Source organism: Cellulosilyticum sp. I15G10I2 (genome assembly GCF_900095725.1).
In the GTDB taxonomy this organism is placed as follows: domain Bacteria; phylum Bacillota; class Clostridia; order Lachnospirales; family Cellulosilyticaceae; genus FMMP01.
In genome coordinates, this window is sequence record NZ_FMMP01000006.1 from 1,017,366 (window position 1) to 1,042,054 (window position 24,689).

Sequence of the window (24,689 nt, forward strand, 5' to 3'; positions counted from 1 at the left end):
TTAGTTTTCTCCTTCATTTTGCAATTCTACAGCATAGCCAATATCTTCTTCTGCAATCACACTTAATATTGCACTAATAGCATTTCCCGTTTTAGAAAAAAAGACATCTCTTTTTAAAATAATTGCAGTATCAGATAAGTTTTTACTTAAATCTTCCCATAAGCGCGCAAGAAGCTGATCTTTTGCATCTTGTTCTGTAATCTCAGTAATCACCGGAACGTACTCTAACCTTTCCTCAACTTCAAATGCAAAAGGCAGGGGAAATAATTTTGTAATCCTTAATTGATTGGTTGTAATAACACGATCATAGTACTCAAAAGAAACTTTTTGATTTAAAAAAGGTATTAATTTATTAAAAAGCTTTAAACTGTACTTCCTACTGACATGATCTGTATAGTCTTTGCTCATTTGCTGTATAGAAGCCTCTCCCTGCATATAATAAGTAGTCTTACCCTTAATATTTGCTCTGGATGCTGTAAAATACATATTAGGATCATCTATACCTAAAGGCATCTGACCTGCAACTAACACATCTCCTTTTTTTACAGTATCTCCTTTTTTAACAAGCGGCATTCCTTTGTACGTTGCAATATATGTAATAAGTGCATCTCTTTTTGCAATAATATTACAAGGTACATTTTCATCATTCATCTGTGGTTTCGGCACTATTTCTGCTATTTGAACTAAGAGGCGTGTCCCTTCAAATTTTATACCTGCCCAAACAATATCTGGATATTGATTAATGAGATAGGTTTCAGCTTCTCTTAGATTAAGTTTTGTTTTAAGTTTACCCGCACTATAGCCTTTTGCTTCTAAAGAAGTAATAATATCAAGGCTGCTAATTCTCTCATTTCCTTCGACCTCTACAAGCCACACAAATGACGCAAGCATCCAAATCATTAAAATAAATAATACACTTCCAATTGTAAGCATTTTTCTTTTTTTATATTTATATGCAACAAATGGAAAGCCTTTTTTATACTTCGCTTTGAAACGGCATCTCGCTTTTTTAGCATGCGGCTTAAGCCTCTTAAAATCCTCAATGCCTGTTTTGAAATATATCTTATGATCTTTTTCTTGTATATCCCATAAGTAAATGTTATTGTTGACAGCAAGATTGATAAATCTTTCCATTGAAAAACCACTTACTTCTACTATAACATACCCCCGTAAATAATTCCACAATGTTAAAAACAAAGTCATTCCTCCTTATTCTACACAACAAATGTAATATGAAGTATGTTGCCTTTTATACATATTCTCTCTGCTGTCATATTTTTAGCTTCTAATTCAATCCCATCTATTACAAGTATTCCAGATCTTGTGTTTAATCTTATTTTTTGTCTAGTATATTCTAATAAACCATTGAAATTTTCTACATTTATTTCTTTGTTTCCAGTTAATGTAATAACTGGCAAATCAATAATAACTTCTTTTGGAATATCGAGTGCCTCTGTAAGCTGCTCTCGTATATTTTCTTTTTTCATATTATTTATTTTCTTATTTCTCCTCATACGCACACATCCCCCTTATAGTTAATCATATGCACTTTATGGGACATGTAGAATAAAAAAAGCTTAAATGTCTATGACATTTAAGCTTTTTAAGCTATTATAAAATGATTTATTTAGCTGCAACCCAAGCATCTAATTGTTTTTGTTTTTCTGCAATGATAGTGTCTGCACCAGCTGCTTTAAATGCCGCAATAGCTTCTGGGAGCATCTTTTCAGGATCTACAGTACCTGTTTCCATCGCTGGAATATATTGATCCCAAAGATTTGCACACTGAGCAATTTCAGTTTTAACTGTATCTGCATTAAATACGAAACCAAGTGTTTTTGTACCTGTAGCAGCATCATTGAATTTCTTAAAGTTTTCCCATTTATTTGGATCTTCATTATCCCATAAATAGTTAATAAATTGATTACCAAACATCCAACCTGTACCTGGATTATATTTGGCATTCTCAGGACCAGCTTTAATAATACCCTCTCCTGCTTTTTCATAATGTATGCCTTCTATACCAAAGTTAATAAGGTTATTTAGAACTGGATCTGTATTAAATAATTCTAAAAACATTAAAGCACGTTCTGGATTTTGAGAAGTAGCCGAAACAGCTTGCATTGAACCTGTCGTTTCTCTATTTGAAATAATTGGAGGTGTTAGTTCTATTTGAATATATGGGTAACCCATGGCGTTGCTTTCTTCAGCATCTTTCCCTGGTTTTAATGATCTTACTGCTGCAAACATTTTTCCAGCTTTATGATCTGCTGAATAGTCATTGATCGTTGCAGCATCTTCACGAATATAGCCCGCTTTGTAAAAACTATTCATAAGTTTGAAAAATGCCATAGTTTCTGGAGCTTCTAATTCATTAAACACTTTCATATCTGCCGAATCGTTCCAGACAACCCCTGGATATCTTTCATCACCAATTCTGTCAAAATCCAGTAGTCTAAAAGGTGATTCTCCAATAACTGCTTCTAATGCATACATACCTTTTTCATTTTCCTTAATTATCTTAAAGAAAGGTTCCATATCTTCGAGTGTTTTAACTCCTGAAAAATCCATATTGTATTTTTCTGCGATATCTTTACGTATTACAAGGCCCCATTGATGTGCTTTTTCTTTATTAGCAGGAATTGCATAGTTAACGCCCTCAATTTGTGAACCTGATAAGAAATCATTCCCTAACATTTCTAAAGTTTTTGGAGCATATTTAGGTAATAAGTCGTTTAGTGGTAGAAACGCCTGTCTAGCAGATTGCTGGAAGTAATTATTAGTCCAGTTCGCTGTAAAACAGATGTCAAACTTCTCCCCTGATGCGATCATAGCCTGCATTTTATCTGGATATGTCCCCCAGTCAAAACAATTTAGCTTAACCGTCGCATTTAAATCAGTATTTTCTATAATATACTTATTAACTGCCTCTTCAATTTTAGCAACATCCTCTTGTGGTCCATTTCCAATAAAATACCAAGAAAGTTCAACTTGTTTTGATAAATCAATATCAGATCCCGCAACAGAATTTTGAGCTTCTTCTACTTTAGATTCCTCAACTTTTGCACTATCTGCAGATGCAGTACTTTGTGCTCCGCATCCTGAAAGAACCATACTTAAAGCACATGTAGTACTTAAAAAAGCTACTAACCCCTTTTTCATCAACTTCATACTAACTCCTCCTAATTTAAGTAAAATAAAAATATTTATATTAAACCTACTATTCTTTTGTAGCTCCCAACGAAATCCCTTTTTCAAAATAACGTTGAAAAAATGGATACGCTAGAATAATAGGTCCAATAGCAACTATTGCCAGTGCCATTCTGGCTGTTTCTGATGGAATGTCTTGCAAGTTAACATTCCCACCCTTTGTGACCATAGCAAGATTTGCTATTTTTGACTGCACATTGTACATCAAAAACTGAAGATTATATAGTTCTGCCTTCTCAATATATAAAAGTGGCGCATACCAATCATTCCAATAAACGAGCATACTAAACATCATAATCGTAGCCAATGCTGGCTTCGCAAGCGGCATAACAATCTTAAAGAATATTAAGAACTCATGAGCCCCGTCGATCTGCGCCGCCTCAATAAGTGATTTTGATACATTTGTTTTGTAAAAAGTACGGATAATCATGACATAAAAAGCTGTAAATAAATACATTAAAATGAGTGCAGCCATCTTATTTTTTAATTGAAGTATATTAACATACACCATATAGGTTGGCACAAGCCCTCCTTGAAACATCATTGTAATAACAGCGATTGTATTAAATATACCTTTATACTTAAAATCATCCCTAGACAGCGGGTAAGCATACATTGCCATAATTAAAAGACCTACTGTACTTCCTACTAAAGTGACATAAATCGAGACCCCATATGCACGTATAATAGAACTTATGTTTTTTAATATGTACGCATAAGCCGACAAGCTTAATTTAGTAGGTAATAACCTATACCCCGTATTAGCAAGTGTAATCTCATCTGTAAAAGATACTGCAAAAATTAACAAGAGAGGATATACACATGCTATCGCCAATAAAATAAAAATGACATTTAATATAACATTGGACGTTTGAGATATTTGTATGCCTGATTCATCATTTTTCTGCCTAATTTTCAACATCTTCGCCCCCCTTATATAATCGCACTATCTTTATCATATTTTCTAACCAAAGCATTAAACGAAAGAATAACAACGAGTCCAAGTACAGCTTGATAAAATCCAGCAGCTGATGCAAGTCCGATATCCCCTGTTTGGATAAATGCACGATACACATAAGTATCAATAGTATTTGTAACATTCTGTAATGGTCCCATATTTCTTGGGACGGTGAAAAACAACCCCATGTCTGTGTAGAACATTCGGCCCAGCCTTATCAGTACAAGAACAATAGCTAGTGGAATCAAACTAGGTATTGTAATGTGCCATATTTGCTGAAACCGTGAAGCACCATCTACTGCTGCTGCTTCAAAAAGCTCTTGATTAATCCCTACAATTGAAGCTAAGTACACGATCGTATCATATCCAGTCCACTTCCATGTATTAACAAATATAATAATATACGGCCAATATTCTGGAGCGATATACCATGAAATTTTCTCTTGGCCGAAAAAGGTTAATAAGCGATTAACTGCGCCAAATTCATTGCTTAATAATCCCATTGTCAAATAACTAATCACCACCCATGAAAGGAAGTAGGGAATAAAGAATAAACTTTGATAAATCTTACCAGCCTTTTTATTACGCAGTTCATTAAGTCCAATGGCTATGATAACCGGAACAATTACGCCAATAATGATAAAGGCAAAGTTATATCCAATGGTATTTCTAGTAATTGTCCAAGCAGTATTCGAATTAAATAAATACTTAAAATTACTAAGTCCTGCCCACCCCGACCCAAACAATTGCCTATAGTTATCCATCTTTCTAAAAGCAAATACAAGTCCAAACATTGGTAAATAATTATTGATAAGCATTATCACTAGGCCTGGTAATAACATAAAAAACAGCGCCTTATTTTTGTTTAATTCATGTAAAAAACCTTCTTTATTTTTAGACTTTACTTTAACCTTTCTAGTTATTACATGTTCTGTCTTAGTTTGACTATTCATCAGCTCTCACCTCTCCTCACCCCTATATTATGACTTTTGTTATTTTTTAGTAATAGACTATGTTGTCTTTTATGAAAACTGCCTCGTTTCTCACTTTACATAAATTTACAACAATATCTTCTATTTACATCAGCTAAAGCACTTAAAATTTGGAAACTAGTCAAAAAAATACACCTTATCCAATCTGCACGGTGTGCAGAACGAATACGGTGTATCATTAACTTTAAATAGATATGTATTTTTCTCTATACTCAGTAGGGGTCATATTAACATATTTTTTAAATATTTTAGAAAAGTAGTGAGGATCTTGAATACCTACAAGTTCCGCTATCTCATAGGTCTTATATTTATTATCTTTGAGGAGTTCCTTTGCTTTTTCTATACGTACTTCGCTCAGATACTCTACAAAGTTTTTACCTAGCTCCTTTTTAAACATCCGACTTAAATAGTAAGTACTTACATAGGTGTGCTCTGCAAGTTCATTAAGTGTAACTGACATAGCATAATGATCACATATATATTTCATAGCATTTTGTAAAATTTGATTAATGCTTTTCTTATTATATTTATTAATACGATTAACAACATTTCCAGCAACTTGCTCTAACAACTCATGAAGATCGCGAATATGGGTAGCTGTTTCAATCATTCGATATAAACTCGATATATCCTTAATAACTTCTTTATCAGATGTTTCCAAATTCTTTATAGCTATTCTTATATTATTAATCTCATAGATTAGATTCCAATAGAAGGTCTTTATATGTTCCGGCTCGATACTTGTTTCTACTACTTTGTTTTTAATTTGTATTAGTATGCGTTTCACATTTTCTTCATTGCCAGTTTTAATTGCCTCATATAGACTTTTATCATATCCTTCTGTTAGAAGGCTGTCTTCTGTTTTATAAAAGCCATCTAAATCTCTATAAAGAATGATCGAACTATCTCCCATATAAAATCTATAAGAAAGGCCATTTTTACACTCCATCATTTTTTCATGTAGCTTTTCTACACCCTTTCCCTTGGTACTAATAGCAATGGTGACTGTAAAATCAAAACAGCTTTCTACGAGCTGTTGAATACTGCTTGCTTTTTTGTAAACACTTTCAATTAATAAGTCTTTATTTTGTACAGGTAGAACAATAAATGCCATTTGCTTGCTATTAAGTACAATTTTTTCTATTTTAAAGTCTTCAGCAAACATTTCCTCTACTGTATTAATGATCCCAAACTGATAAAGCTGTCTTTGATAAGGTTCTTTTTTCTCCGATTCTTCATCAATCTCAATAATCATCATGACAAAATCTTTTATCTGTAGGCCATAAAGTTCAAATCCTTCATTGATATCTTCTTCATTAATATTAATTTGAAAGATAATATCATATAACAGTTTTTCTTTTAACAACGGGATGCTTTCTTCAAAGCACTTTTTCAACTTTCGGATTTCGAGCTGATCTTCTTTTTGGTATTTAAGTTCAATCACTGCCCTTTTAATCACTTCACACAATTCTTCTATACTAGAAGGTTTTAAAATATAATCAAATGCCCCTATTTTAATAGCCTCTTGCATATAGGTAAACTCTCTGTAGCCTGATAGAATAATAAACTTACTATGCGGAACAATTTTTTTAGCTCTTTTAATAAGCGTTAAGCCATCTATTTCAGGCATACTGATATCTACAAAAACAATATCCGGTTTTAATTCTTCCATTTTTTCAAGACCATCTACGCCATCCCAAGCTTCACCACATATTTCGCATTGGAATTTTCTCCAATTTATAATATTAATTAACCCTTTACGAATTGTAGGTTCATCATCAATGATTAAAACTTTAAACATTACACTCTCCCCCTTCTAGTAGTTTACTGGAATAGTAAGTTTTATTTTAGTATAACTTTCATACTCACTTTCAATAGTGAGCCCATACTGCTGACCAAAAAACAACTTAATTCTTCCATTAACGTTTTCAAGTCCTATCCCTTTTCTATGTCTCATTAATAAGTAGTCATCGTTTACTTCTTCAAACTTCTTATTAAGCGCAACAAGCTCTTCTTTTTCAATACCTTTACCATTATCTCTCACTTCAATATGAATTGTATTTTCATCTTTTTTTATAGTTAGCTTAATTTCTCCTTTTTTTCTCATTCTATCTACCCCGTGATAGATAGCATTTTCTACTAGAGGCTGTAAAAGCAACTTAGGCACATGAGCGCCCAATACTGTTTCATCAATATCACTCTCATAAGTTAACCTATCACCATAGCGATTTTTCATGATAAGAATGTAGCTGTCTATATATTTAAGTTCCTGTTTGAGAGATATAAGCGGATTTCCTTTTCCAATACTGGCTTCCATAATGGATCCTAGTGAAGTAACCATATCCCTGATTTCAGGGACATTATTTAGCTGCGCCATCCAATTAATTGATTCTAATGTATTAAAAAGAAAGTGTGGATTAATCTGAGCTTGCAGTGCTTTAAGCTCCGCTTCTTTTCTAGTTAATTGCTCTTTATAAACACGATTGACCAAAATATCTATCTCTTTCGTCATTTTATTAAAACATTTACTTAAGTAGCCTAATTCATCACTTCGATCTACAACAACTTCTTGATGAACATTTTCTTCTTCAACTTTTTTAATCCCATCAACTAAACGGTTAATAGGGTCTATAATATCCATTGCCATTAAAATACTAAAAATAGAAAGAATTAAAATAGTGCATATAATAACCATAGTAAACATCAGCCTAAATCTGTCTAGCTCTTCATTAAGTTTACTCAAAGAACTTCTTGTTGTTACAACCCATTCTCCATTATTGACTTTCATATAAGCTAATAATACATTATTCTCTTTATCAATAACATAGTCATATTTGTTGTCATTATCTATTTTCAAAAGACTAGCAAATTGATTTTTGGTATAAGGCATTGTTCCAGTAATCCATACATTGTCTTTTGATAAAATATTAATGTCCTGCATAAACTCTGTGGAAAATTCACTGTAACTACTTTTTAGAAATTCTCTATTAATACAAATCGCCATAAGTCCTGCTTCATTAAAATTATCTACATCATAAATCATACGTATAAGATATAAATTTTTGATATTGCCCTTAATATCTTTATCTGAAAACCATACAGGTTTCTGCCTGGCTATTCTTGCTGTATGTAAAATAGCATCATAAGGAATAACATCTTCAAGACTGGCTCTCCCACTATTAAGATCGTAGGTGTAAAATGTTTTGTTTTTTGAAATAAGTGCAATAGATTGAATTTCTTTTCTTGATAAACAAATTTTTCTTAATAAATTATTAGTGTGCACCCTGGTAGTATAATAACTAAGATCTTTATTGGTGTGTTCGTGGTCATTCAAAGCCTTATAAACATCTGTGTCATAAAGAAGATCTTCTGAAATATCAATTACATTTTTTGAAAAGTCATTTATTCTCAACTCAACCATTTTCAAAGTATCTATTGCATAAGTAATTGATTTTTTTTGTATGATCATTTTAGTGTTTCTATAAAGCATTACACCCATAAATATAAGCGGGATAATAATCTGTATAGAAAACAATAATAATAATTTTTGCTTAATAGACGTCTTTTTGTAGAATTTTAAAAAATAATTAAGCATTTCACGACCTCCACTAAGGATTATTTCTCTTAATTTTATTTGTCATAACCTCTTCTACTTGTTCAAAGACTTCTTCAGGCAAAATTTTGCCTTCTAATACCTGCGGAAACTTTTGAACAACAATATTTTCCCATATTCCCCGATCAATAAAACTATCTACAGGTCCCACCAGTTCTTTCGCATTCTGAACAAGCTCCTCACCTTTTTTTGTCATACTTGCGGTTTCTTTCATATTGCGCGGTAAATTAATATTACTAATAAACCCTGAGTCGTCTGCAAGTAGTTTTGCTGTTTTAACAGCTGTCAATTCTTTCAATAATAAAACACATGCCTCTTTAATTTTTCCATCTTCCCAAGCTTTCTGGCTGATATGAAAAATACCATTGCCGCATCCGTAAATAATGGCACTTTCATGTGCCTTACCACCTTCTATCATAGGGAAAGGTATAATATCGACTGTTGAATCATGACTGCTTAGTGCATTATCGCCAATAAACCAGGATCCTTGAACAATCATAGCAGCTTGTTTATTAATAAAAAGATCATTTCTTGTTTTATCATCTAATAGTAATGCTTGTTGTGGAAAAGCACCTGATTCGTAGAGTGCTTTCATATAATACATGCCTTCAATATAACACGGCTTAATACGCCCCTCCTCATCAAACGGGTGTTCTACATCCTCTTTACCTCCCAGTTTCATGACTATATTCTGATAGATATAACTGCCTTCAGGTGTTGCATTATAGGCAATAGGTGTAATACCATACCCCTTAAAAATACGAATAGCCTCCAATAACTCTTCAAAACTAGCAGGTATTTTAACATTATATTTTTCAAATAAATCACGATTAATAAATAACCCCTCATAAATAATTTCTAAGGGCAATCCATATATCCTCTCATCAACCGTAACATAATCCCACGTTGCTTCTCTAAATTGATCGTACCAAACAGGATTCTCTTTAAGCAAGTCAGTGAGATCTGCCACTTTTTCTTGTTCAACTAACAATCTAAAGTCAGATCCTGGCCACAATCCAAAAACATGCGGATCATTGCCACTAGCAAAATCTGTTTTTAGTACAAAAAGAAAATCTTCCCCTGCCATTGATTTGTTAACGATTTCTATATCTGGATAGTTATTGCTGAAGTTTTTTAATACTGTTTTTAGCCTAGTAGATTTAGTATCGTAAGCAGCCCAACTGCTTATAAATTGTATGGTAGTTTTTTGACTGAAAGAATCAATAGGCATAATGGAAATATCATGCTTATTATTAGATAAGTAGCTTATAAATAAAAAAATAAAGCATAATATAATGATTGTTAAAGAGAGAATATATTTTTTTCGCATGCCTTTCAGTCCTTTTTATATAATTTTATAGTTACAACCCTATCTACTATATTGATCATTTATAATATTTACAAAATCAACCAATGTCTTTATTTTTCTTTTATATCATATTACCATATTTTTATGTTTTACGGTACTCATTATAACGTTTAGTTGTTTGACATGATACTTTATTACACCTTAGTAATTAAAGCGTCCCGTAAAAAACAATAACTTATCCTTTTCATAATTTACTATAAATTTACTGCAATACCTCTATACATTTAAGGCAAAATAAGCTACTATAAAAATAAATAATTAAATTTCAGCATTGGTGGAAGGAGGATTGTAAATGATGAACTTAGATGCCTACTTAAAATCAAAACCTATCCATTCTCCTGTCGAAACGGAGATCTATCACTGGCATAACAATTACATTTTAGATAGCTTTTTAGTAGACTTAGCCCTTGAAAAGTGTCTCATCAAAAACTATACAGAATTTAACCAAATAACCCTCTACTTAAATGCCCAAGATTTAGAAATGATTATCGAAACAATCCAAAATTATATGACCAGAAGATTTCCTTTTAAAGAAAAAACCAGTCTAGAAGTTGCAAAACTTAAATGGCAAAAGGCATTGCATACTTTTGAAAATTGCTTAAACACTATGGATTTTAAAAATAATAGTCTTTATTATTATTGCACTTTATCAAATGAATAATCTTATATGACCTATATACTCAAACAGGCTGCCGATCATTTGAGTATATAGGTTTATTTTATTCTATTTGACTGTATGTCTCTAGTCTTTCCTCAACTATGCGTTTCGCATCGCCCTGGAGTGGTGTAGGTCTATAGTCATTATAAGTTTCAACCGAGGAGATCCGACACGGAATAACTTGACTACCGACAGATACTATCCCCGTCTCTGTGCGCTCAAAAGTTTCTTGATAAATAAACGTATCCTTATCAGATGGGTTTCTATTACCTCCAAAACAAAAATTTCCCATGCTATACACAATGTTCCTCTCCTTATATTTTTCAATACCTTGTATAACATGAGGATGTGATCCTAGTATTAAATGAGCCCCTTCATCTATTGCATGCTTTGCGAGATCTTTTTGAGCTGCTACTGGGTAATAAGTCCCCTCTACTCCCCAATGAAACATTACAATAATGAGATCCGATTTAAGCTTTGCCTCCGAAATAAGCCGAGTCAGGTTATCTTTTACCCATTTGTCACTCGACCACCCTTTCATGCCTATTAACCCAACACGTATATCATTAATTGTGTGATAAAACACCGTCTGCTCTCCAAAAAAACCAATGCCTGCCTCCTTAAGAACTTTTTGTGTTTCATCATATCCCACATCCCCATAATCCCGCGTATGATTATTAGCTAAATTAACTGCTTCAACACTTGAGCTTGTCAAAATATGTACATACTCTGGTTCCCCTCTGAAAACAAATTCTTTTTCAACCGGCGTACCCAAACGCGTAAGAGGTCCCTCTAAATTAACAATCGTCAGATCATCATCTTCAAAAATAGTTCTTACATTTTCAAAAAAATAATCTGGAGTATTTGTTTTAAATACAGTATCAAACCTATTCCAAGTACTCTGTTTTGCGCTATACCCTAGTGTACAGTCACCGGCTGCACTTATCGTAATACGACTTTTTTCTTTTTCCTCTATTACAGATTGATTACTGTTGTTTTCAATTTCGATATTTTTTTCAGGCAACTGATCCACATCTGCTTCTATCAGAACACTCTCTACAGGTGCAGCATAAGATACTTCCGTATAGTTATCCTTTATCATTTTTACCCCTATACCTATAAATACTGTGAGTACTGCTACTAAGACTACTATTAATGCAATAAGTTTTTTCATTTTTTCCTCCAAATTTCAAATACATGTTTCTCATCTTACTTTATCCTATAGAACTTTTTAGCTAAAATCAATAGAATACTTACTTAGAATTTTTCAATAACACTTATATTTTTTATAAAACAGGTTAAAATAGTTTTGTTAATGCTTATAAGTCGTAAAGGATGATCTCATGACAAGAAAAATTATAACGGTACTTATATCAGTCGCATCTCTATGTACACATTTTTATGCAGCCTCTGTGCCCACTGAAGTTCCCCCTCAGGCTGCTTGCTTTAAAAATCTTGATAATAGTAAAACGGATTGGTGGTTTATCAGAAACAAAGATCATAGGCCACCCCAATTTAATACCCATCTAGATTATGACTTAGCCAAATATGACGGTATATGTTTAGGCGATACAAATAGACAGGTTGTTTATCTTACTTTTGATGAGGGGTATGAAAATGGTTATACGCCTCTTATACTAGATGTCTTAAAAGAACATGATGTCCAGGCTATGTTTTTTGTAACAGCAACCTATATTACTGCAAATCCTCATATTATAAAGCGTATGGCTGATGAGGGGCATATCGTCGGTAACCACACCACGACGCACCCGTCTATGCCATCTGTTACAGATAATGAAGAAAAATTTAAAGATGAACTCCTAACTGTAGCCAATAAATATAAAGAGGTCACGTTTGAAGATATGCCACCTTATTTTAGGCCACCTATGGGTCATTATTCTGAAAGATCATTAGCCATGACTCAAGCTCTTGGTTATAAAACAATCTTCTGGAGTTTCGCTTATCCTGATTGGAATGTCAATAAACAGCCTTCTCATGCAAAAGCCAAAGAAATGATGCTGAATGGTCTTCATAATGGAGGCATCTATTTGCTTCATGCAGTTTCTAAGACCAATACGGAGGTTTTAGGTGACTTTATAAAAGAAGCAAGGGGATTAGGTTATAACTTTGAGCTACTTCCCTAAATATTATGGGCGTGCACATAAGATGAAAATCATCTTATGTGCACGCCCATATCTTTCTATAGATGTTGTAAAATCATTTCATATAACTCTTCCGACGTATCTGCCTGTACAAGCTCATCATCAACCAATGCAAATGGCCCTACTGCACAGTCTCCGCAATAGCCTAAGCAAGATTCTACTTCTATATTAATATCTTCCACTTCTTCTCTTAACTGATTAACAACTTCTTCTGTGCCCTGTGCAAAATTATTCTCGCAAAATTTTATTTCTACCATGAGTTACCTCTCCTTTAAATTTCTTTTATTTCTTTTATTTCTTTTATTTCTTTTATTTCTTTTGTTTAATGACGTCAGTAAGATCTTTCAATGTTATACTCTTATAATCTACCTTACCTAAATCCACATTATTTTCAATTGCAGTTTTAAATATAGGGGATACTTTAGTATTCCCTATTACAATCGCCCCTACTATTCTATTCTTACTTAATAGTATTTTACTATACATGTTTTTATCTGATTCGTCCCAAATAATAAAATCATCAGCCTGTTTCTCATCTATCATCCCCATAGAGAATAGCGTTATATCAAATGCATTAAGTGTTGTAACAGGTACAACATGCTTATATTTAGCATCTTTACCGGCTAGATTGTATCCTGCCGTTTTCCCTTGCTCAATGGCTATTTGCCACAAGCCATAAACTTGTCCATCAAATTCTGCCACATCGCCTGCAGCATATATGCCATCAATGTTGGTTTCCATCTTTTCATTGACAATAATACCTCTGTTCATTTTTACACCAGTCCCCTTTAAGCAGCCGGTATTAGGCGAAAGCCCTATAGCATATAATGCCATATCACACTGAATGGCCGGCCCATCTTTTAACTTGAAATACTCTACTTTATCTTCACCAATTAATGCATGGACCTCCGCATTTAACATGATTTCAATGTCTTTTTTTCTAATATTTTTCTCAAGAATCCAAGAAGCTTTTTCATCGAGCTGCTTAGGCATCAATCTAGACTGCAGCTCTGTTATAATGACCCGCTTACCAGCTTGCGCTAAAATCCATGCTGTTTCTAATCCTTGTATTCCACCTCCAATATTTAGGACAGTGTGGCTTTCTTTTTCTAACATAACAATGCGCTTAGCATCATCTAGGTGCCTTAAGGTAAAAACACCTTGCTTCTCAACGCCCGACACAGGCAACTGGAGATTATCTGCTCCTGCAGCTACTAACAACTTGGTATAATCCTCATAACTGCCATCTTGAAAATATACTTTGTGCGCCATTATATCTACTGCAACCGCCTTTTTACCAGTATAAAGCCATATATTATTTTCCGCATACCATTCCTTTTTTTGAAGCAGTATTTTATCCTCTTCCAAAGTATTTAATAATCCCTTTGATAGTCTCATACGATTATAGGGATAATAATACTCTTCACCAAATAAATGAATTTCAGTTAATGTATCTATACTTCTAAATGCTTTAATAGCAGATAATGCTGCAATCCCATTGCCAATAATAATTATTTTATCTTTCAAACTTTTCATCACCTACCTATCATTTATATACTGTTTGTACGATGTCTTTATTCTAAAATATTAATGTAGATTTATTGTCTCACATTCATTTATAAAGTATACATTACAAAAAAATCCCTATGAAATTTTACAGGTTGTTACCTGGAAGTTCATAGGGATTCTTTTATTCTCTCTAAATAATTACATTTGTCCTTCTGGCATAAAAGTTGAACAATCTGTTTGTTGAGCGTCAGAAGCATTTCTAGGTTCAACTTGGATTTGCTCAGCTGCGCAGTGATCTCCAGACATATAATAATGACAAGTATTCACTACACATTTAATGCCTTCGTTAGGATGATTCATTTTATTAACCTTCATCGTATTAACCTCCTAAAATTAATGTTATTTAACGAGATTATTTTACGCAGATTAACTTACTTTAATACATTGAAATGATTGCAATTCTAAATTCATTCAAATTTTAATTCTTTAGTTTTTTGTATTAAATTCAAATTTATTATTCTACTGTAACTGACTTAGCAAGATTTCTCGGTTTGTCGACATCATTTCCTCTTTCTAACGAAGCGTAATAAGCAACAAGCTGAGTAGGCACTGTTGATAAAATTGGCATAAGTAAATCATCTGCCTCTGGAATGTAAATAGTATCATCTGCAACTTTACTAATTTCAAGATTACTTGATTTTGCAATAGCAATAACAAATGCGCCTCTTGCTTTTACTTCCTTGATATTAGAAATCATTTTTTCTGCAAGATTATCTTGTGTAACAACACAAAATACCGGTGTTCCTTTTTCAATAAGTGCAATAGTCCCATGTTTGAGCTCTCCAGCAGCAAAAGCCTCTGTATAAATATAAGAAATCTCTTTTAACTTAAGAGCAGCTTCCTGCGCGGTCATATAATCCAGACCTCTACCTAGATAAAAAGCACTTTTCGTATCTTTAATATCTTTAACAATACTTCTGATAGCTTCTTTTCCATCTAAAATTTGTGCAACAAGTTCTGATAAACTTTCTATTTTATCAATCAGTTCATTATATTTATCACTTGAAATAGTTGTCCTCTTAAGTGCAAAATCAAGTGCTATCATATAAAATGCAACAAGTTGTGCTGTATAGGCTTTAGTAGAGGCAACAGCAATTTCAGGTCCAGCCCATGTATAAAATACATCTGTTGCTTCTCTTGCTACTGAAGATCCTACAACATTTGTTATGGCAAGTACTCTGGCGCCTTTTGACTTCGCAAGCTTCATAGCTGCAAGCGTATCAGCTGTTTCACCTGATTGTGAAACAACAATTAAAAGTGTCTTCTCATCGATAAATGGATCGCTATATCTAAATTCTGAAGCAATATCTACCTCTACAGGAATTTGAGCTAGCTTTTCAATCGCATATTTACCTACAAGCCCCGCATTATAAGCTGTACCACATGCTACAATATAGACTTTACCGACATCTTCAAGTTGCTCTTTGGTCATTCTAATATCATCTAAACGTATTATTCTGTTTTTATCTAATCTTCTAAGCAGTGTGTCTTTAATAGCCTGTGGCTGATCATAGATTTCTTTTAACATAAAATAATCATATCCACTTTTGGATGCTGCTTCAATATCCCAGTCAATGGTTTTTACTTCTTTATCTACTTTGTTTTTATTTTCATCATATACTTTTATTGTATGATCCTTAATATGCACAACTTCTCCATTTTCCAAGAAATAAACTTTTCTTGTATATTTAAGAATAGCAGGCACATCAGATGCAATAAAGAATTCTTCATCGCCAAGGCCCACTATAAGAGGACTTTCTTTTCTAACCGCCACAAGTTCATCGGGATGATTTACAGCAACTACACCTAGGGCATATGCACCTCTTAATTGTTTAATCGTAGTATAAACAGCTTCGATTAAATCACCTTTGTAGTACTTATCCAGAAGATGTACTATTACTTCTGTATCCGTTTCTGACTTAAAAGTATAGCCTTCAGCAATAAGCATTTCTTTGATTTCCATATAATTTTCAATAATACCATTATGAACTACTGCAATAGTTCCATTTTCATTAAGATGGGGATGTGAGTTGCAATCAGAGGGTTCTCCATGAGTTGCCCATCTCGTATGACCGATACCTACCTGGCCTAAAAGAGGCATTTCTTTCAGAAAATTTTCCAATATACTCAAACGCCCTTTTTTCTTTGCATACGCAATAGTATCCTTATTCTGGTTAATAGCGATTCCTGCTGAATCATATCCTCGATATTCAAGTTTCGATAAACCTTCAATAATAACGTCCTCTGCATTTCTTTTTCCTACATAACCAACAATTCCGCACATAGTAAACAAACCTCCTGATATTTAGTTTTTTAGTATCAGGGAAATTCACGATAGACCTTTTGTTCTAAAGATTGCTCCTTAGGTTTGTAAATCTATTAAGGGTGTGATCCCTCTAGAGTATCCGCCGAATATTCGATAACCCTAGTCCTCGTCAACTTGACCTTGTCAAGTTCTGGCGCTTTCTTATTTCTATTTCCCATCTGCCTATTATACCATAATATTATATTAATGCTATACAAAATATTCAAATTGTCCTATACTAAATATTTTAAATATTATAATAAAAAAAGCAAAACACCGAAGTGCTTTACTTTTAATAGCTATTTTATTTTCTTGGCAACCAACTCTTTACGGTTTCTTTAATAGCTTTTTTCAACTGACTAGCTTGCTGAGTTGTAAGCTGTTTATTTGTTACACCCTGATCTACTACTTTAAAATACTCCGCCATAACCTGCTTTTTAAATTTTCTAATAGATATTTTTTCAGCTTTTAATACATCTTCTAATTTCTTTCCTTGCTTTATATAGTTAGCTAACTCTCTGCTATCTACACCAAATGATTTCAAGGTCGTTTCAATTACCTTAAAGTTGTCTAATACAAAAGGCTGTGCTTGACTTTGTTTAGATGGATCATTTGGTCTTCTTGGCTGCCTTGTATTTGATCCAGGTGTTGCTGTACCTGGTGCTGTTGGGGCTACAGTACTTGGTGTTGGAGTTGTCGTCCCTGGTGTTGTTGGAGTTGCCCCTGGTCTAGGTGTAGTTGGCGCGGTTGTTGCTCCATTATTTGGTCTTGGAGCCTGATGAGCAGGCGTAATGTGTTGTTCTGCATCTGGTGTTGCAGGGGGTACCGCTGGTGCTTGATGTGTGGGGGTAATATGCTGTTCTGCATCTGGTGTTGCGGGTGGTACCGCTGGTGCTTGGTGTGTTGGTGTAACATGCTGTGGAGCTGTTGCAAAAGCATTGCTGCACATTACACATATCAATGTTGTAAAAGCCATTATTTTAACTATTCTTTTTGTCATTGTGAACCTCCTTAAATAATCTTATATCTATATATTGTGGAAAATTCTCAATTCTATACTGTTAAAAAAAGGAATGCTTTTTTTCATTAGATGTATAAAAATAAAAAATTATACAGATATTAAAAGTATCCTGTTTAATCTATATACTGACAAGGAGGTTTATCAAATGATAAAGCATATGCTTTGTAATAATTGCGGCTATGATATGTGTGGTGCTGAATACATCGCTAATACTGTTGACTCATCTTTAGCTAAAGAGGGCCCTATTTATTCTAACAACGTCCTCCTAGAGATGAATACACGGCCATATAGTGAAATAATTTGTCCTCATTGCAAAAACACTGGAAGTTGGACAACTTAATAGCATTATTTATCTGCTACGCAATAAAGCCTAAGAAATAAAAGAAATTTTTATTTCTTAGGCTTTATTAAATGATATAATCAAACAATTATACTTACGTTCTACTACATAATTAATATTATTCCTAAGTCCATTTACAATATCACGTACAAGCTTCTCCTGATTCCATTTATTGAGAGAGTCTTCATATAAAATGACAGTAGCTTGTGAAGGACTATTTTTAATGAGCTTTGCGAGAACCATTTGGACCTCTGATGACTTTTGGATACGATAAATATTTGTTAGTTCTATAGGTATGTATGGCATAGTATAGGCTTCACTGATTGCCTTAGGATAAAGTTTAGTCTCCCATGTATGTGTAGTTTGCATTGTACTGTCTTTTTCATTAAAATACTGATATAAACTTCCTATTTGCGCATTCTCTTGGTCTGCCCAAGTAGCATCCACATGATAATAGGCCCCTTGTATTTGGATTAGATTCCATGCATGCAGTACGCCATCTGAGGTATGTCCCCATATGAACCTTGCTGGTATACCAACTGCATTACAAAGATACATCAAACTTTTTGCATATCCATCGCACACTGCTACTTGATCTATAAGCCCGCCATACATCGTATGAGATATGGGGGTTGCATTAATAACTTCCCTATTATTAGATAAGATTTTTGAATAAGTTGTATGCTTTATAATATATTCAAAAAGTTTAATTTCCCTATGATAGTCCTCCATATCTGATGTTATATTTTGATTAATAATCTCAATAATCTTGCGTTCTGTTTTTAAATTATATGTCTTTAAAGTATTTATAACTTTAAGAGGATATAATAACTTTAATTGTACTGTTGGCTTACTGTTAAGTGTCGCTGATATCGTATAGCCTTCATAAACAAGTTTCGGATACTGTTCTAACAAACTATTTATCTGTTTATTAAAAATATCACTTAGCTGATCGATTGAAAATTGCCCATAGTTAAATTTGATTGTTATATCTTTTTTGAACTCACTAAGGGCATACTTAAGGATTTCTTCCAATTCCCCTTCGCGATTAATTGTCCAACTATTTGCATCCTTAGCAGGTAAGATAGTAAATGTATTAATTTTCATCCTTTCTTTACTATCAAATAACGTTAAAAAGTAGGTTCCAGGTTTTGTTAGTTTTGTTCCACTTTTTATAGGAATAGCCTCGCTTCCATCCCGGCTGATCATGGCCCTTTCGCTCTTAAACTGTACGGTATATTCTGATGCATCACATTGTATTTCATTTACAATGTTTTCGTGGCCATAGATAGTATTAACACCATTAAAAAACACAATACAGAACAATAATGCAATCATGTAATACGACTTTTTCATAACGCCTCCTTCTCTGCTTCCATATTTTCTGCCCCATTCTAACTCAAGTTAGTTACATGCTGACACCTCTATTCCCTCATTCTCTTTAAAGCTAAAATGTCCTGAAACATAAAACACACCTTCTCTCTTTAAAACAACCGTATGTACGTTATAAAAGTGAGCTATTGTACTTGATAAGCTTTGTAACGCCAGGTATTCTCCAGTGCTGCCATAACCTTGCAAATTATATTCTCCCGTCATATTAACAGTAACACTGTCTTTAGAATAATCTATCACGATATCCTTAATAACTGCATCATTCGGAATCCCCGTTATATAAATATCCGGTTTTCCTTTATCATCCTTGAGGGTTTTTGTTAGATATACTTCATCTGATTCTTCATTTTGCCTCTTGGCGTCATATTCAAAACAAACTATCTCGCCAGTTCTTATATCTCCTAGAAATAATTTTACTGTATTATTTATTTTATCATTAACAGATAATTTTGTTAATGATTTTTCTCTATTTATCCCTCTAAGATTATTATAACTTTCAGTAATAGACTGAATACTGAAGTTAGTTTTTAACTGTGCTGCTGCAACAACCGTTGTGCATTCAATTGTACTTAAAAAAAATGTATAAATAATAACACCTATTCTAATAACTCTTTTCCACTGCATTAATGCCCCCCCTTTTTTAGCCCTCCCATCTATAATACCTAATATTTTATATAAATTCCATATTTTGTTAAAAATATTTTATCTATCTCTATATAAAATTGAACCTACTTCAAAGTAGGTTCAATTTATTGATCTATCCTATTTTAAAATTTACATAAGTGAATTAATAAACTGCTTAGCCACTCTACCTGACCTGCCTCCATGAAGTAGCTCCCACTGGATTGCCTTTTCTCTTAGCCTATTTTCTGGTATATCAAGCTGATACTTCTTTGCCAGTTCAAAGACTATTTGAAGATAAGTATTCTGATTAGGTGATGTAAAGGTTAAGGCAAGTCCAAATCTATCCGACAGTGATAGTTTCTCTTGCTGCGTATCTGCAATATGCACATCTTCCCCCTGTCTTTCCTGCCAGGTTTCCCGAACTAGGTGTCTTCTATTAGATGTGGCATAAATCAGTACATTATCAGGCTTTATCTCAACGCCTCCTTCAATAAGCGCTTTCATGTGTTTGTATTCTGTTTCAAACTCTTCAAAAGATAAGTCATCTAAAAAAATAATAAACTTAAGCCCTCTATTACGAAGACTCGCAAGTATTTTATTAAAATATAAAAAGTCTGATTTAGATAGTTCAATCATTCTTAGTCCCTTGTGATGATATTCGTTTAAAAGAGCCTTAACACAAGACGACTTCCCTGTTCCGCTATCTCCAAATAATAATACATTATTGGCCGCTTGACCTTTTAAAAAACTTTCTGTGTTTTGAATAAGTGCTTGTTTTTGATAATCGCAGGCTATAAGCTCATTGAGCCTAATAGGATCAGACTGAGTAATGCCTATAAGCTTTTCTTTTTCCCATTTAAATGCTTTAAATCTATTCATCTTCCCTGCACCATACTGTTTATAATATTCAGCTAAATACGCTACAAGCTGCTCTTCTTGCAAATGATCTGCAAAACTTTTATAAATAGTATTCAAAAATGGCATGTCATTATTATCATTTAACGCTTCGTTGATAATGTCGCATTGCCATAAGTCTATAAAAAGCCGCATATCCCGCAGTCCTAACTGATATAATTTTTTATCCATTTCCCTACCAAAATGTTCTGCAGTTAACGAAAAAAGATTCTCATCAGCGGCAATCATATAACAAATATAGGTTTTAAACAAATTCCCTCCCAGCGGCAACTCACAGTTTTTCTCAAGCAATAAAGCGAGTACTTCATCATATAACACGTCATCCCAGTTTTTTCTAAGTTCATAAACACTTTTGACAATAGGATCATGATTTAAGCTTGTATACAATATAAATCCCAAGAGCTTTCATTCCTTTCCATATTCTTTCTTGATATAAATAGTTATTAAAAACATTATTTTAATACTTATTGTATAAAATATAAATAGATTATGATAATATTCATTTGATCCATCATATCATAAATTATTAGTTTTGTTGATGCATTATAAATGATCATTTGATAAAAAATACTTTTTATTGACTATTTTCTAACATTATTATTATAATAGGATTAAAATCTTTTATGTGACTTAGGAGGACTTTATGTTTTTTTCAAAAAAGATGGCTGAGCTTTCCTCTGCAATTTTTGCTGAACTTAGCCAAAAAAAAGCTGAAATGACACAACAAGGAATAGAAATGATTGATTTTAGTATAGGTACCCCTGATATCCCCCCTACTCCACAGGTCATAGAAACGCTTATTCGTGAATGCAGCAACCCCGAAAACTATAAATATGCTATTACAGATTGTTCTGAACTTATTGAGGCCGTGTGTAAGTGGTATGAAACAAGATATGATGTATCACTTAAATCTGATGAAGTTGTTTCGCTTTTAGGTTCTCAAAGCGGTTTTACCGAACTTGCTCTTTGTCTGATTGATCCTGGTGATATTGTACTTGTTCCTACACCAAGTTATCCTATTTTCAAAGTTGGTCCTTTGCTAGCAGGTGCTAGACTTTATAAAATGCCTCTTCTTAAGGAGAATAATTATCTTATAAATTTAGAGGCAATCGATCAAGAAATAGCTCAAAAAGCTAGGTTTATGATTGTTTCCTACCCTAACAATCCTACTACCGGCACGGCTGATCGTAGTTTCTACAAACGCCTTGTGGCTTTTGCAAAGAAATATGATATTATAGTACTACATGATAATGCCTATAGCGAACTTTTATTTGATGGTACCGTTGGCGAAAGTTTTTTAAGCATTCCTGGTGCAAAAGAGATTGGTATCGAATTTAACTCCCTTTCAAAAACTTATAGTATTCCAGGATGCCGGATTGCCTTTGCAGTAGGTCATAAGGAAATTATCAGACAACTTAAAACCTTAAAATCTCATGTAGACTATGGCATGTTTCTGCCTTTTCAAAAAGCAGCTATAGCGCTATTATCTGGTCCCAAAGACTATATAGATGTTGTACGTGAGACCTATAAAAAACGCAGCATACTTCTAACTGATGGCCTTGCAAATCTTGGATGGATGATTGAAAAGCCTAAAGGCAGCATGTTTGTATGGGCTCCTATTCCAAAAAACTATACCTCTTCTATTGATTTTACCCATGATCTGATGAAAAAAGCTCATGTTATTGTAGTTCCAGGTATTAGTTTTGGAGAAGAAGGGGAAGGTTTTGTACGTATTGCTTTAGTTCAAGATGAGGCTACTATTCAAAAAGCTATTGAAAACATTCAAAAAAGTGGTATTTTAAATACTTAAAAACAAGGGGTGGCTTTAGTGCCACCCCTTGTTTTTAAGTATTTAAAATAATAGCGTCATTTAAAAAATGTATTTATCAGAAGCAATACCCGCTGCCCTAAAGCCACCATATCCAAAGAAATAAGTCCTGGTATTGGAAAACATATTAATAAAACAGCTTCTATCGCAAGTAGTCTTTGCCACCCTATGAATCTTCCAAAAAGTTCGTGAATAGATGTAATACTCTTCAATAATTCTAACTTTTCATTAACTATCATAAGTCGCTCTTTAATATTATAGTCTTCCATATACGCTTCATAAGTTTCTTTTGAGATTCCCTGATAAGTTCTCCCGAGCATTGCTAGTATCCCTGCACTTTCTATTTCAAACCGCTGTATTTTTGCAATAAGATATCGAAATTTTGGTGTAAACCCCCGTTTGCTTCCTTTATTAATCTTAATAAGCAGAGGTTCTGCTTGCTCCACAAGCTCATCTACTTGTATTTCTATCCATCTAAGCCTTACGCTTCTTGCCATAGCTTCTGCCTTTGTATGCCTTTGTGCAACAGGACAATAGTCATAGTCTTTAAAAAGATACATATGCTTTAGATAATCAATCTCTAGAAAGAGTTTGAGCCTGCTTAAAATAGTTTGTTCTTCTTTTTCATTTAGTCCTATTATTACAATACATCCCATCTTATAAAGAAGTACACAAGCATTCTCGACAGTATACCTTAAAATACTAGCAACACTTTGCACGTCAAGTTCTAAGCATCCCCTCCAGTTTTCAAAACCTTTTATCCCCATACTACTTGCCAACAAAGCTAGATTGATATTCTTTTTTATAGGTACCGCAACAATTCTTACATATGCTTTCATAGTATCAGATCCAATAACATTAGTATGACTTCAACTAAAATAAGAATAAGAATAACGACTTCCATAATATAACTTCGAGTGCCGTGGTTAACAGCAGTAAATCCTTCTACAATATGTCTTAAGGTATCCGTTTTTTGTTTAAGGATCTCATAACGATCAGCAAGTTCAAAAATGATAGAAAGTTTTTCATAATAGGCATTTGCATCACTTACTGTCCAAGTAATATCTGGTTTATCCAAGATAAGTACATAGCTTACTGAGTCATATTCATGCCTTAGTATAGAGGCTGATATCATGCCTAATTTTTTATCTGCCATTCTTGTTTTTCCGTTCTCTAACCTTTCAATAAGACTCTCAGCCTGATTAAGAATTTGTTCTATTTGCAGCTCATTTCGTTCTAGGGCAACTGACTTCGCAAGTGTAATGGCTGAAAGTTCTATGTGATATGGACTTATGCTATGAAGCTTTGCTATGCTGTCATTACACTGATCTGCTCCTGTTTCCTCTACAAGCTCGTATTCATCATTAAAATGCCTCCAGTTTTCCAACAATTTACAAAGGTTGTTTTTGCCAAGATATTTGTTAATTTTTTCTACCCAATGTGTTTCACCATTTAAAAGTACAATAGATCCAAAATAGAAAAGAAATACCTCCCCTTCCTGAACAGTTTCTTCTTGTAGAAGATTTTTCAATACCTCTCCATATAAGCGAATGGGCTCTTCCCAAGTAAATCTTTTAGGTATCTCAAAACTCTTTGCTAATGCATTGAGATCTATTTCTTTTGACACAGACCATGCACTAAGCTTATAGTAACTCATCTTAAATCCACCATCCCCTATGAAGTAATATTCCTCTATATTTATTATATTTAAAACTTACTTAATAATATATTAT

At 33.4% G+C, this 24,689-nt stretch carries 23 protein-coding genes; 4 read left to right on the plus strand and 19 right to left on the minus strand.

All coding sequences use genetic code 11. The features are described 5' to 3' along the window. The 8 genes from yqfD to BN3326_RS05050 form a co-directional block, all read right to left on the minus strand. A complete protein-coding gene (gene yqfD, locus BN3326_RS05015; protein WP_069998001.1) occupies positions 1-1,197 on the minus strand; it encodes a sporulation protein YqfD in 1,197 nt (398 codons plus the stop codon). Between the two features lie 17 nt (positions 1,198-1,214). Next, the gene (gene yqfC / locus BN3326_RS05020; protein ID WP_069998002.1) at positions 1,215-1,514 is read right to left on the minus strand and encodes a sporulation protein YqfC; all 300 of its coding nucleotides are present in this window, start codon (positions 1,512-1,514) and stop codon (positions 1,215-1,217) included. A gap of 109 nt (positions 1,515-1,623) precedes the next feature. After that, positions 1,624-3,171, minus strand: a complete 1,548-nt coding sequence (locus BN3326_RS05025) for an ABC transporter substrate-binding protein (RefSeq protein WP_083258518.1) — start codon at positions 3,169-3,171, stop codon at positions 1,624-1,626. Positions 3,172-3,220: 49 nt separating this feature from the next. After that, positions 3,221-4,132: a carbohydrate ABC transporter permease gene (locus BN3326_RS05030; RefSeq protein ID WP_069998003.1), complete on the minus strand. Its 912-nt coding sequence runs from the start codon at positions 4,130-4,132 to the stop codon at positions 3,221-3,223. A gap of 11 nt (positions 4,133-4,143) precedes the next feature. Continuing rightward, a complete protein-coding gene (locus BN3326_RS05035) occupies positions 4,144-5,121 on the minus strand; it encodes an ABC transporter permease (RefSeq protein WP_069998004.1) in 978 nt (325 codons plus the stop codon). 223 nt (positions 5,122-5,344) lie between these two features. Further along, positions 5,345-6,961 carry a response regulator gene (locus BN3326_RS05040; protein WP_069998005.1) on the minus strand — a complete coding sequence of 539 codons (1,617 nt, stop codon included), beginning with the start codon at positions 6,959-6,961 and terminating at the stop codon, positions 5,345-5,347. A gap of 15 nt (positions 6,962-6,976) precedes the next feature. Further along, positions 6,977-8,755, minus strand: coding sequence for a cache domain-containing sensor histidine kinase (locus BN3326_RS05045; protein ID WP_069998006.1), 1,779 nt, complete (start codon positions 8,753-8,755; stop codon positions 6,977-6,979). Between the two features lie 13 nt (positions 8,756-8,768). After that, on the minus strand, positions 8,769-10,103 hold the full coding sequence (locus BN3326_RS05050; protein ID WP_069998007.1) for an ABC transporter substrate-binding protein: 1,335 nt from the start codon (positions 10,101-10,103) through the stop codon (positions 8,769-8,771). A 331-nt stretch (positions 10,104-10,434) separates the two neighbouring features. Between BN3326_RS05050 and BN3326_RS05055 the strand changes: the two genes are divergently transcribed. After that, positions 10,435-10,803: a hypothetical protein gene (locus BN3326_RS05055; protein WP_069998008.1), complete on the plus strand. Its 369-nt coding sequence runs from the start codon at positions 10,435-10,437 to the stop codon at positions 10,801-10,803. Between the two features lie 58 nt (positions 10,804-10,861). On the opposite strand, the gene BN3326_RS05060 is transcribed toward BN3326_RS05055, so the two are convergent. Next, positions 10,862-11,974, minus strand: coding sequence for a CapA family protein (locus BN3326_RS05060; RefSeq protein ID WP_069998009.1), 1,113 nt, complete (start codon positions 11,972-11,974; stop codon positions 10,862-10,864). Positions 11,975-12,143: 169 nt separating this feature from the next. Here BN3326_RS05060 and pdaA point away from each other — a divergent pair, with 169 nt between their 5' ends. After that, a complete protein-coding gene (pdaA, locus tag BN3326_RS05065) occupies positions 12,144-12,944 on the plus strand; it encodes a delta-lactam-biosynthetic de-N-acetylase (RefSeq protein WP_069998010.1) in 801 nt (266 codons plus the stop codon). 56 nt (positions 12,945-13,000) lie between these two features. On the opposite strand, the gene BN3326_RS05070 is transcribed toward pdaA, so the two are convergent. From BN3326_RS05070 to BN3326_RS05090, 5 genes are all read right to left on the minus strand, one after another. Next, complete coding sequence (locus BN3326_RS05070; RefSeq protein ID WP_069998011.1) at positions 13,001-13,219, minus strand: YuzB family protein; 219 nt, start codon at positions 13,217-13,219, stop codon at positions 13,001-13,003. Positions 13,220-13,271: 52 nt separating this feature from the next. Continuing rightward, positions 13,272-14,489, minus strand: a complete 1,218-nt coding sequence (locus BN3326_RS05075) for an NAD(P)/FAD-dependent oxidoreductase (protein WP_171903767.1) — start codon at positions 14,487-14,489, stop codon at positions 13,272-13,274. 180 nt (positions 14,490-14,669) lie between these two features. After that, positions 14,670-14,846, minus strand: coding sequence for a DUF1540 domain-containing protein (locus tag BN3326_RS05080; RefSeq protein ID WP_069998013.1), 177 nt, complete (start codon positions 14,844-14,846; stop codon positions 14,670-14,672). Between the two features lie 139 nt (positions 14,847-14,985). After that, entirely contained in the window at positions 14,986-16,815 is a 1,830-nt protein-coding gene (gene glmS, locus BN3326_RS05085) for a glutamine--fructose-6-phosphate transaminase (isomerizing) (RefSeq protein ID WP_069998014.1), read from the minus strand. A gap of 325 nt (positions 16,816-17,140) precedes the next feature. After that, positions 17,141-17,836 (minus strand): hypothetical protein, encoded by a 696-nt coding sequence (locus tag BN3326_RS05090; RefSeq protein WP_069998015.1) that lies wholly within the window; start codon positions 17,834-17,836, stop codon positions 17,141-17,143. Between the two features lie 166 nt (positions 17,837-18,002). Here BN3326_RS05090 and BN3326_RS05095 point away from each other — a divergent pair, with 166 nt between their 5' ends. Further along, positions 18,003-18,197 (plus strand): hypothetical protein, encoded by a 195-nt coding sequence (locus BN3326_RS05095; RefSeq protein WP_069998016.1) that lies wholly within the window; start codon positions 18,003-18,005, stop codon positions 18,195-18,197. A 57-nt stretch (positions 18,198-18,254) separates the two neighbouring features. Here the strand turns inward: BN3326_RS05095 and BN3326_RS05100 are convergent, their stop codons facing one another. The 3 genes from BN3326_RS05100 to BN3326_RS05110 all read right to left on the minus strand — a co-directional run bounded on the left by BN3326_RS05100 (position 18,255) and on the right by BN3326_RS05110 (position 21,527). Continuing rightward, positions 18,255-19,553, minus strand: a complete 1,299-nt coding sequence (locus BN3326_RS05100; protein ID WP_069998017.1) for a transglutaminase domain-containing protein — start codon at positions 19,551-19,553, stop codon at positions 18,255-18,257. Between the two features lie 48 nt (positions 19,554-19,601). After that, positions 19,602-20,213 carry a GerMN domain-containing protein gene (locus tag BN3326_RS05105; RefSeq protein ID WP_069998018.1) on the minus strand — a complete coding sequence of 204 codons (612 nt, stop codon included), beginning with the start codon at positions 20,211-20,213 and terminating at the stop codon, positions 19,602-19,604. A gap of 150 nt (positions 20,214-20,363) precedes the next feature. Next, entirely contained in the window at positions 20,364-21,527 is a 1,164-nt protein-coding gene (locus tag BN3326_RS05110; RefSeq protein ID WP_069998019.1) for an ATP-binding protein, read from the minus strand. Positions 21,528-21,771: 244 nt separating this feature from the next. Between BN3326_RS05110 and BN3326_RS05115 the strand changes: the two genes are divergently transcribed. Beyond that, on the plus strand, positions 21,772-22,938 hold the full coding sequence (locus BN3326_RS05115; RefSeq protein WP_069998020.1) for an aminotransferase class I/II-fold pyridoxal phosphate-dependent enzyme: 1,167 nt from the start codon (positions 21,772-21,774) through the stop codon (positions 22,936-22,938). A gap of 56 nt (positions 22,939-22,994) precedes the next feature. Here the strand turns inward: BN3326_RS05115 and BN3326_RS05120 are convergent, their stop codons facing one another. Both BN3326_RS05120 and BN3326_RS05125 read right to left on the minus strand, forming a co-directional pair. Continuing rightward, a complete protein-coding gene (locus BN3326_RS05120) occupies positions 22,995-23,795 on the minus strand; it encodes an RMD1 family protein (RefSeq protein ID WP_069998021.1) in 801 nt (266 codons plus the stop codon). Beyond that, complete coding sequence (locus BN3326_RS05125; protein ID WP_069998022.1) at positions 23,792-24,613, minus strand: RMD1 family protein; 822 nt, start codon at positions 24,611-24,613, stop codon at positions 23,792-23,794. The genes BN3326_RS05120 and BN3326_RS05125 overlap by 4 nt, the downstream gene beginning before the upstream one ends. Positions 24,614-24,689 lie beyond the last annotated feature (76 nt).

What these genes read in the sequence shown, in the direction of transcription:
- yqfC (WP_069998002.1), bottom strand. Translation starts at nt 1,514, where the DNA reads ATGAGGAGAAATAAGAAAATAAATAATATGAAAAAAGAAAATATACGA.
- BN3326_RS05025 (WP_083258518.1), bottom strand. Translation starts at nt 3,171, where the DNA reads ATGAAGTTGATGAAAAAGGGGTTAGTAGCTTTTTTAAGTACTACATGT.
- BN3326_RS05030 (WP_069998003.1), bottom strand. Translation starts at nt 4,132, where the DNA reads ATGTTGAAAATTAGGCAGAAAAATGATGAATCAGGCATACAAATATCT.
- BN3326_RS05035 (WP_069998004.1), bottom strand. Translation starts at nt 5,121, where the DNA reads ATGAATAGTCAAACTAAGACAGAACATGTAATAACTAGAAAGGTTAAA.
- BN3326_RS05040 (WP_069998005.1), bottom strand. Translation starts at nt 6,961, where the DNA reads ATGTTTAAAGTTTTAATCATTGATGATGAACCTACAATTCGTAAAGGG.
- BN3326_RS05045 (WP_069998006.1), bottom strand. Translation starts at nt 8,755, where the DNA reads ATGCTTAATTATTTTTTAAAATTCTACAAAAAGACGTCTATTAAGCAA.
- BN3326_RS05050 (WP_069998007.1), bottom strand. Translation starts at nt 10,103, where the DNA reads ATGCGAAAAAAATATATTCTCTCTTTAACAATCATTATATTATGCTTT.
- BN3326_RS05055 (WP_069998008.1), top strand. Translation starts at nt 10,435, where the DNA reads ATGATGAACTTAGATGCCTACTTAAAATCAAAACCTATCCATTCTCCT.
- BN3326_RS05060 (WP_069998009.1), bottom strand. Translation starts at nt 11,974, where the DNA reads ATGAAAAAACTTATTGCATTAATAGTAGTCTTAGTAGCAGTACTCACA.
- pdaA (WP_069998010.1), top strand. Translation starts at nt 12,144, where the DNA reads ATGACAAGAAAAATTATAACGGTACTTATATCAGTCGCATCTCTATGT.
- BN3326_RS05070 (WP_069998011.1), bottom strand. Translation starts at nt 13,219, where the DNA reads ATGGTAGAAATAAAATTTTGCGAGAATAATTTTGCACAGGGCACAGAA.
- BN3326_RS05080 (WP_069998013.1), bottom strand. Translation starts at nt 14,846, where the DNA reads ATGAAGGTTAATAAAATGAATCATCCTAACGAAGGCATTAAATGTGTA.
- glmS (WP_069998014.1), bottom strand. Translation starts at nt 16,815, where the DNA reads ATGTGCGGAATTGTTGGTTATGTAGGAAAAAGAAATGCAGAGGACGTT.
- BN3326_RS05090 (WP_069998015.1), bottom strand. Translation starts at nt 17,836, where the DNA reads ATGACAAAAAGAATAGTTAAAATAATGGCTTTTACAACATTGATATGT.
- BN3326_RS05095 (WP_069998016.1), top strand. Translation starts at nt 18,003, where the DNA reads ATGATAAAGCATATGCTTTGTAATAATTGCGGCTATGATATGTGTGGT.
- BN3326_RS05100 (WP_069998017.1), bottom strand. Translation starts at nt 19,553, where the DNA reads ATGAAAAAGTCGTATTACATGATTGCATTATTGTTCTGTATTGTGTTT.
- BN3326_RS05105 (WP_069998018.1), bottom strand. Translation starts at nt 20,213, where the DNA reads ATGCAGTGGAAAAGAGTTATTAGAATAGGTGTTATTATTTATACATTT.
- BN3326_RS05115 (WP_069998020.1), top strand. Translation starts at nt 21,772, where the DNA reads ATGTTTTTTTCAAAAAAGATGGCTGAGCTTTCCTCTGCAATTTTTGCT.
- BN3326_RS05120 (WP_069998021.1), bottom strand. Translation starts at nt 23,795, where the DNA reads ATGAAAGCATATGTAAGAATTGTTGCGGTACCTATAAAAAAGAATATC.
- BN3326_RS05125 (WP_069998022.1), bottom strand. Translation starts at nt 24,613, where the DNA reads ATGAGTTACTATAAGCTTAGTGCATGGTCTGTGTCAAAAGAAATAGAT.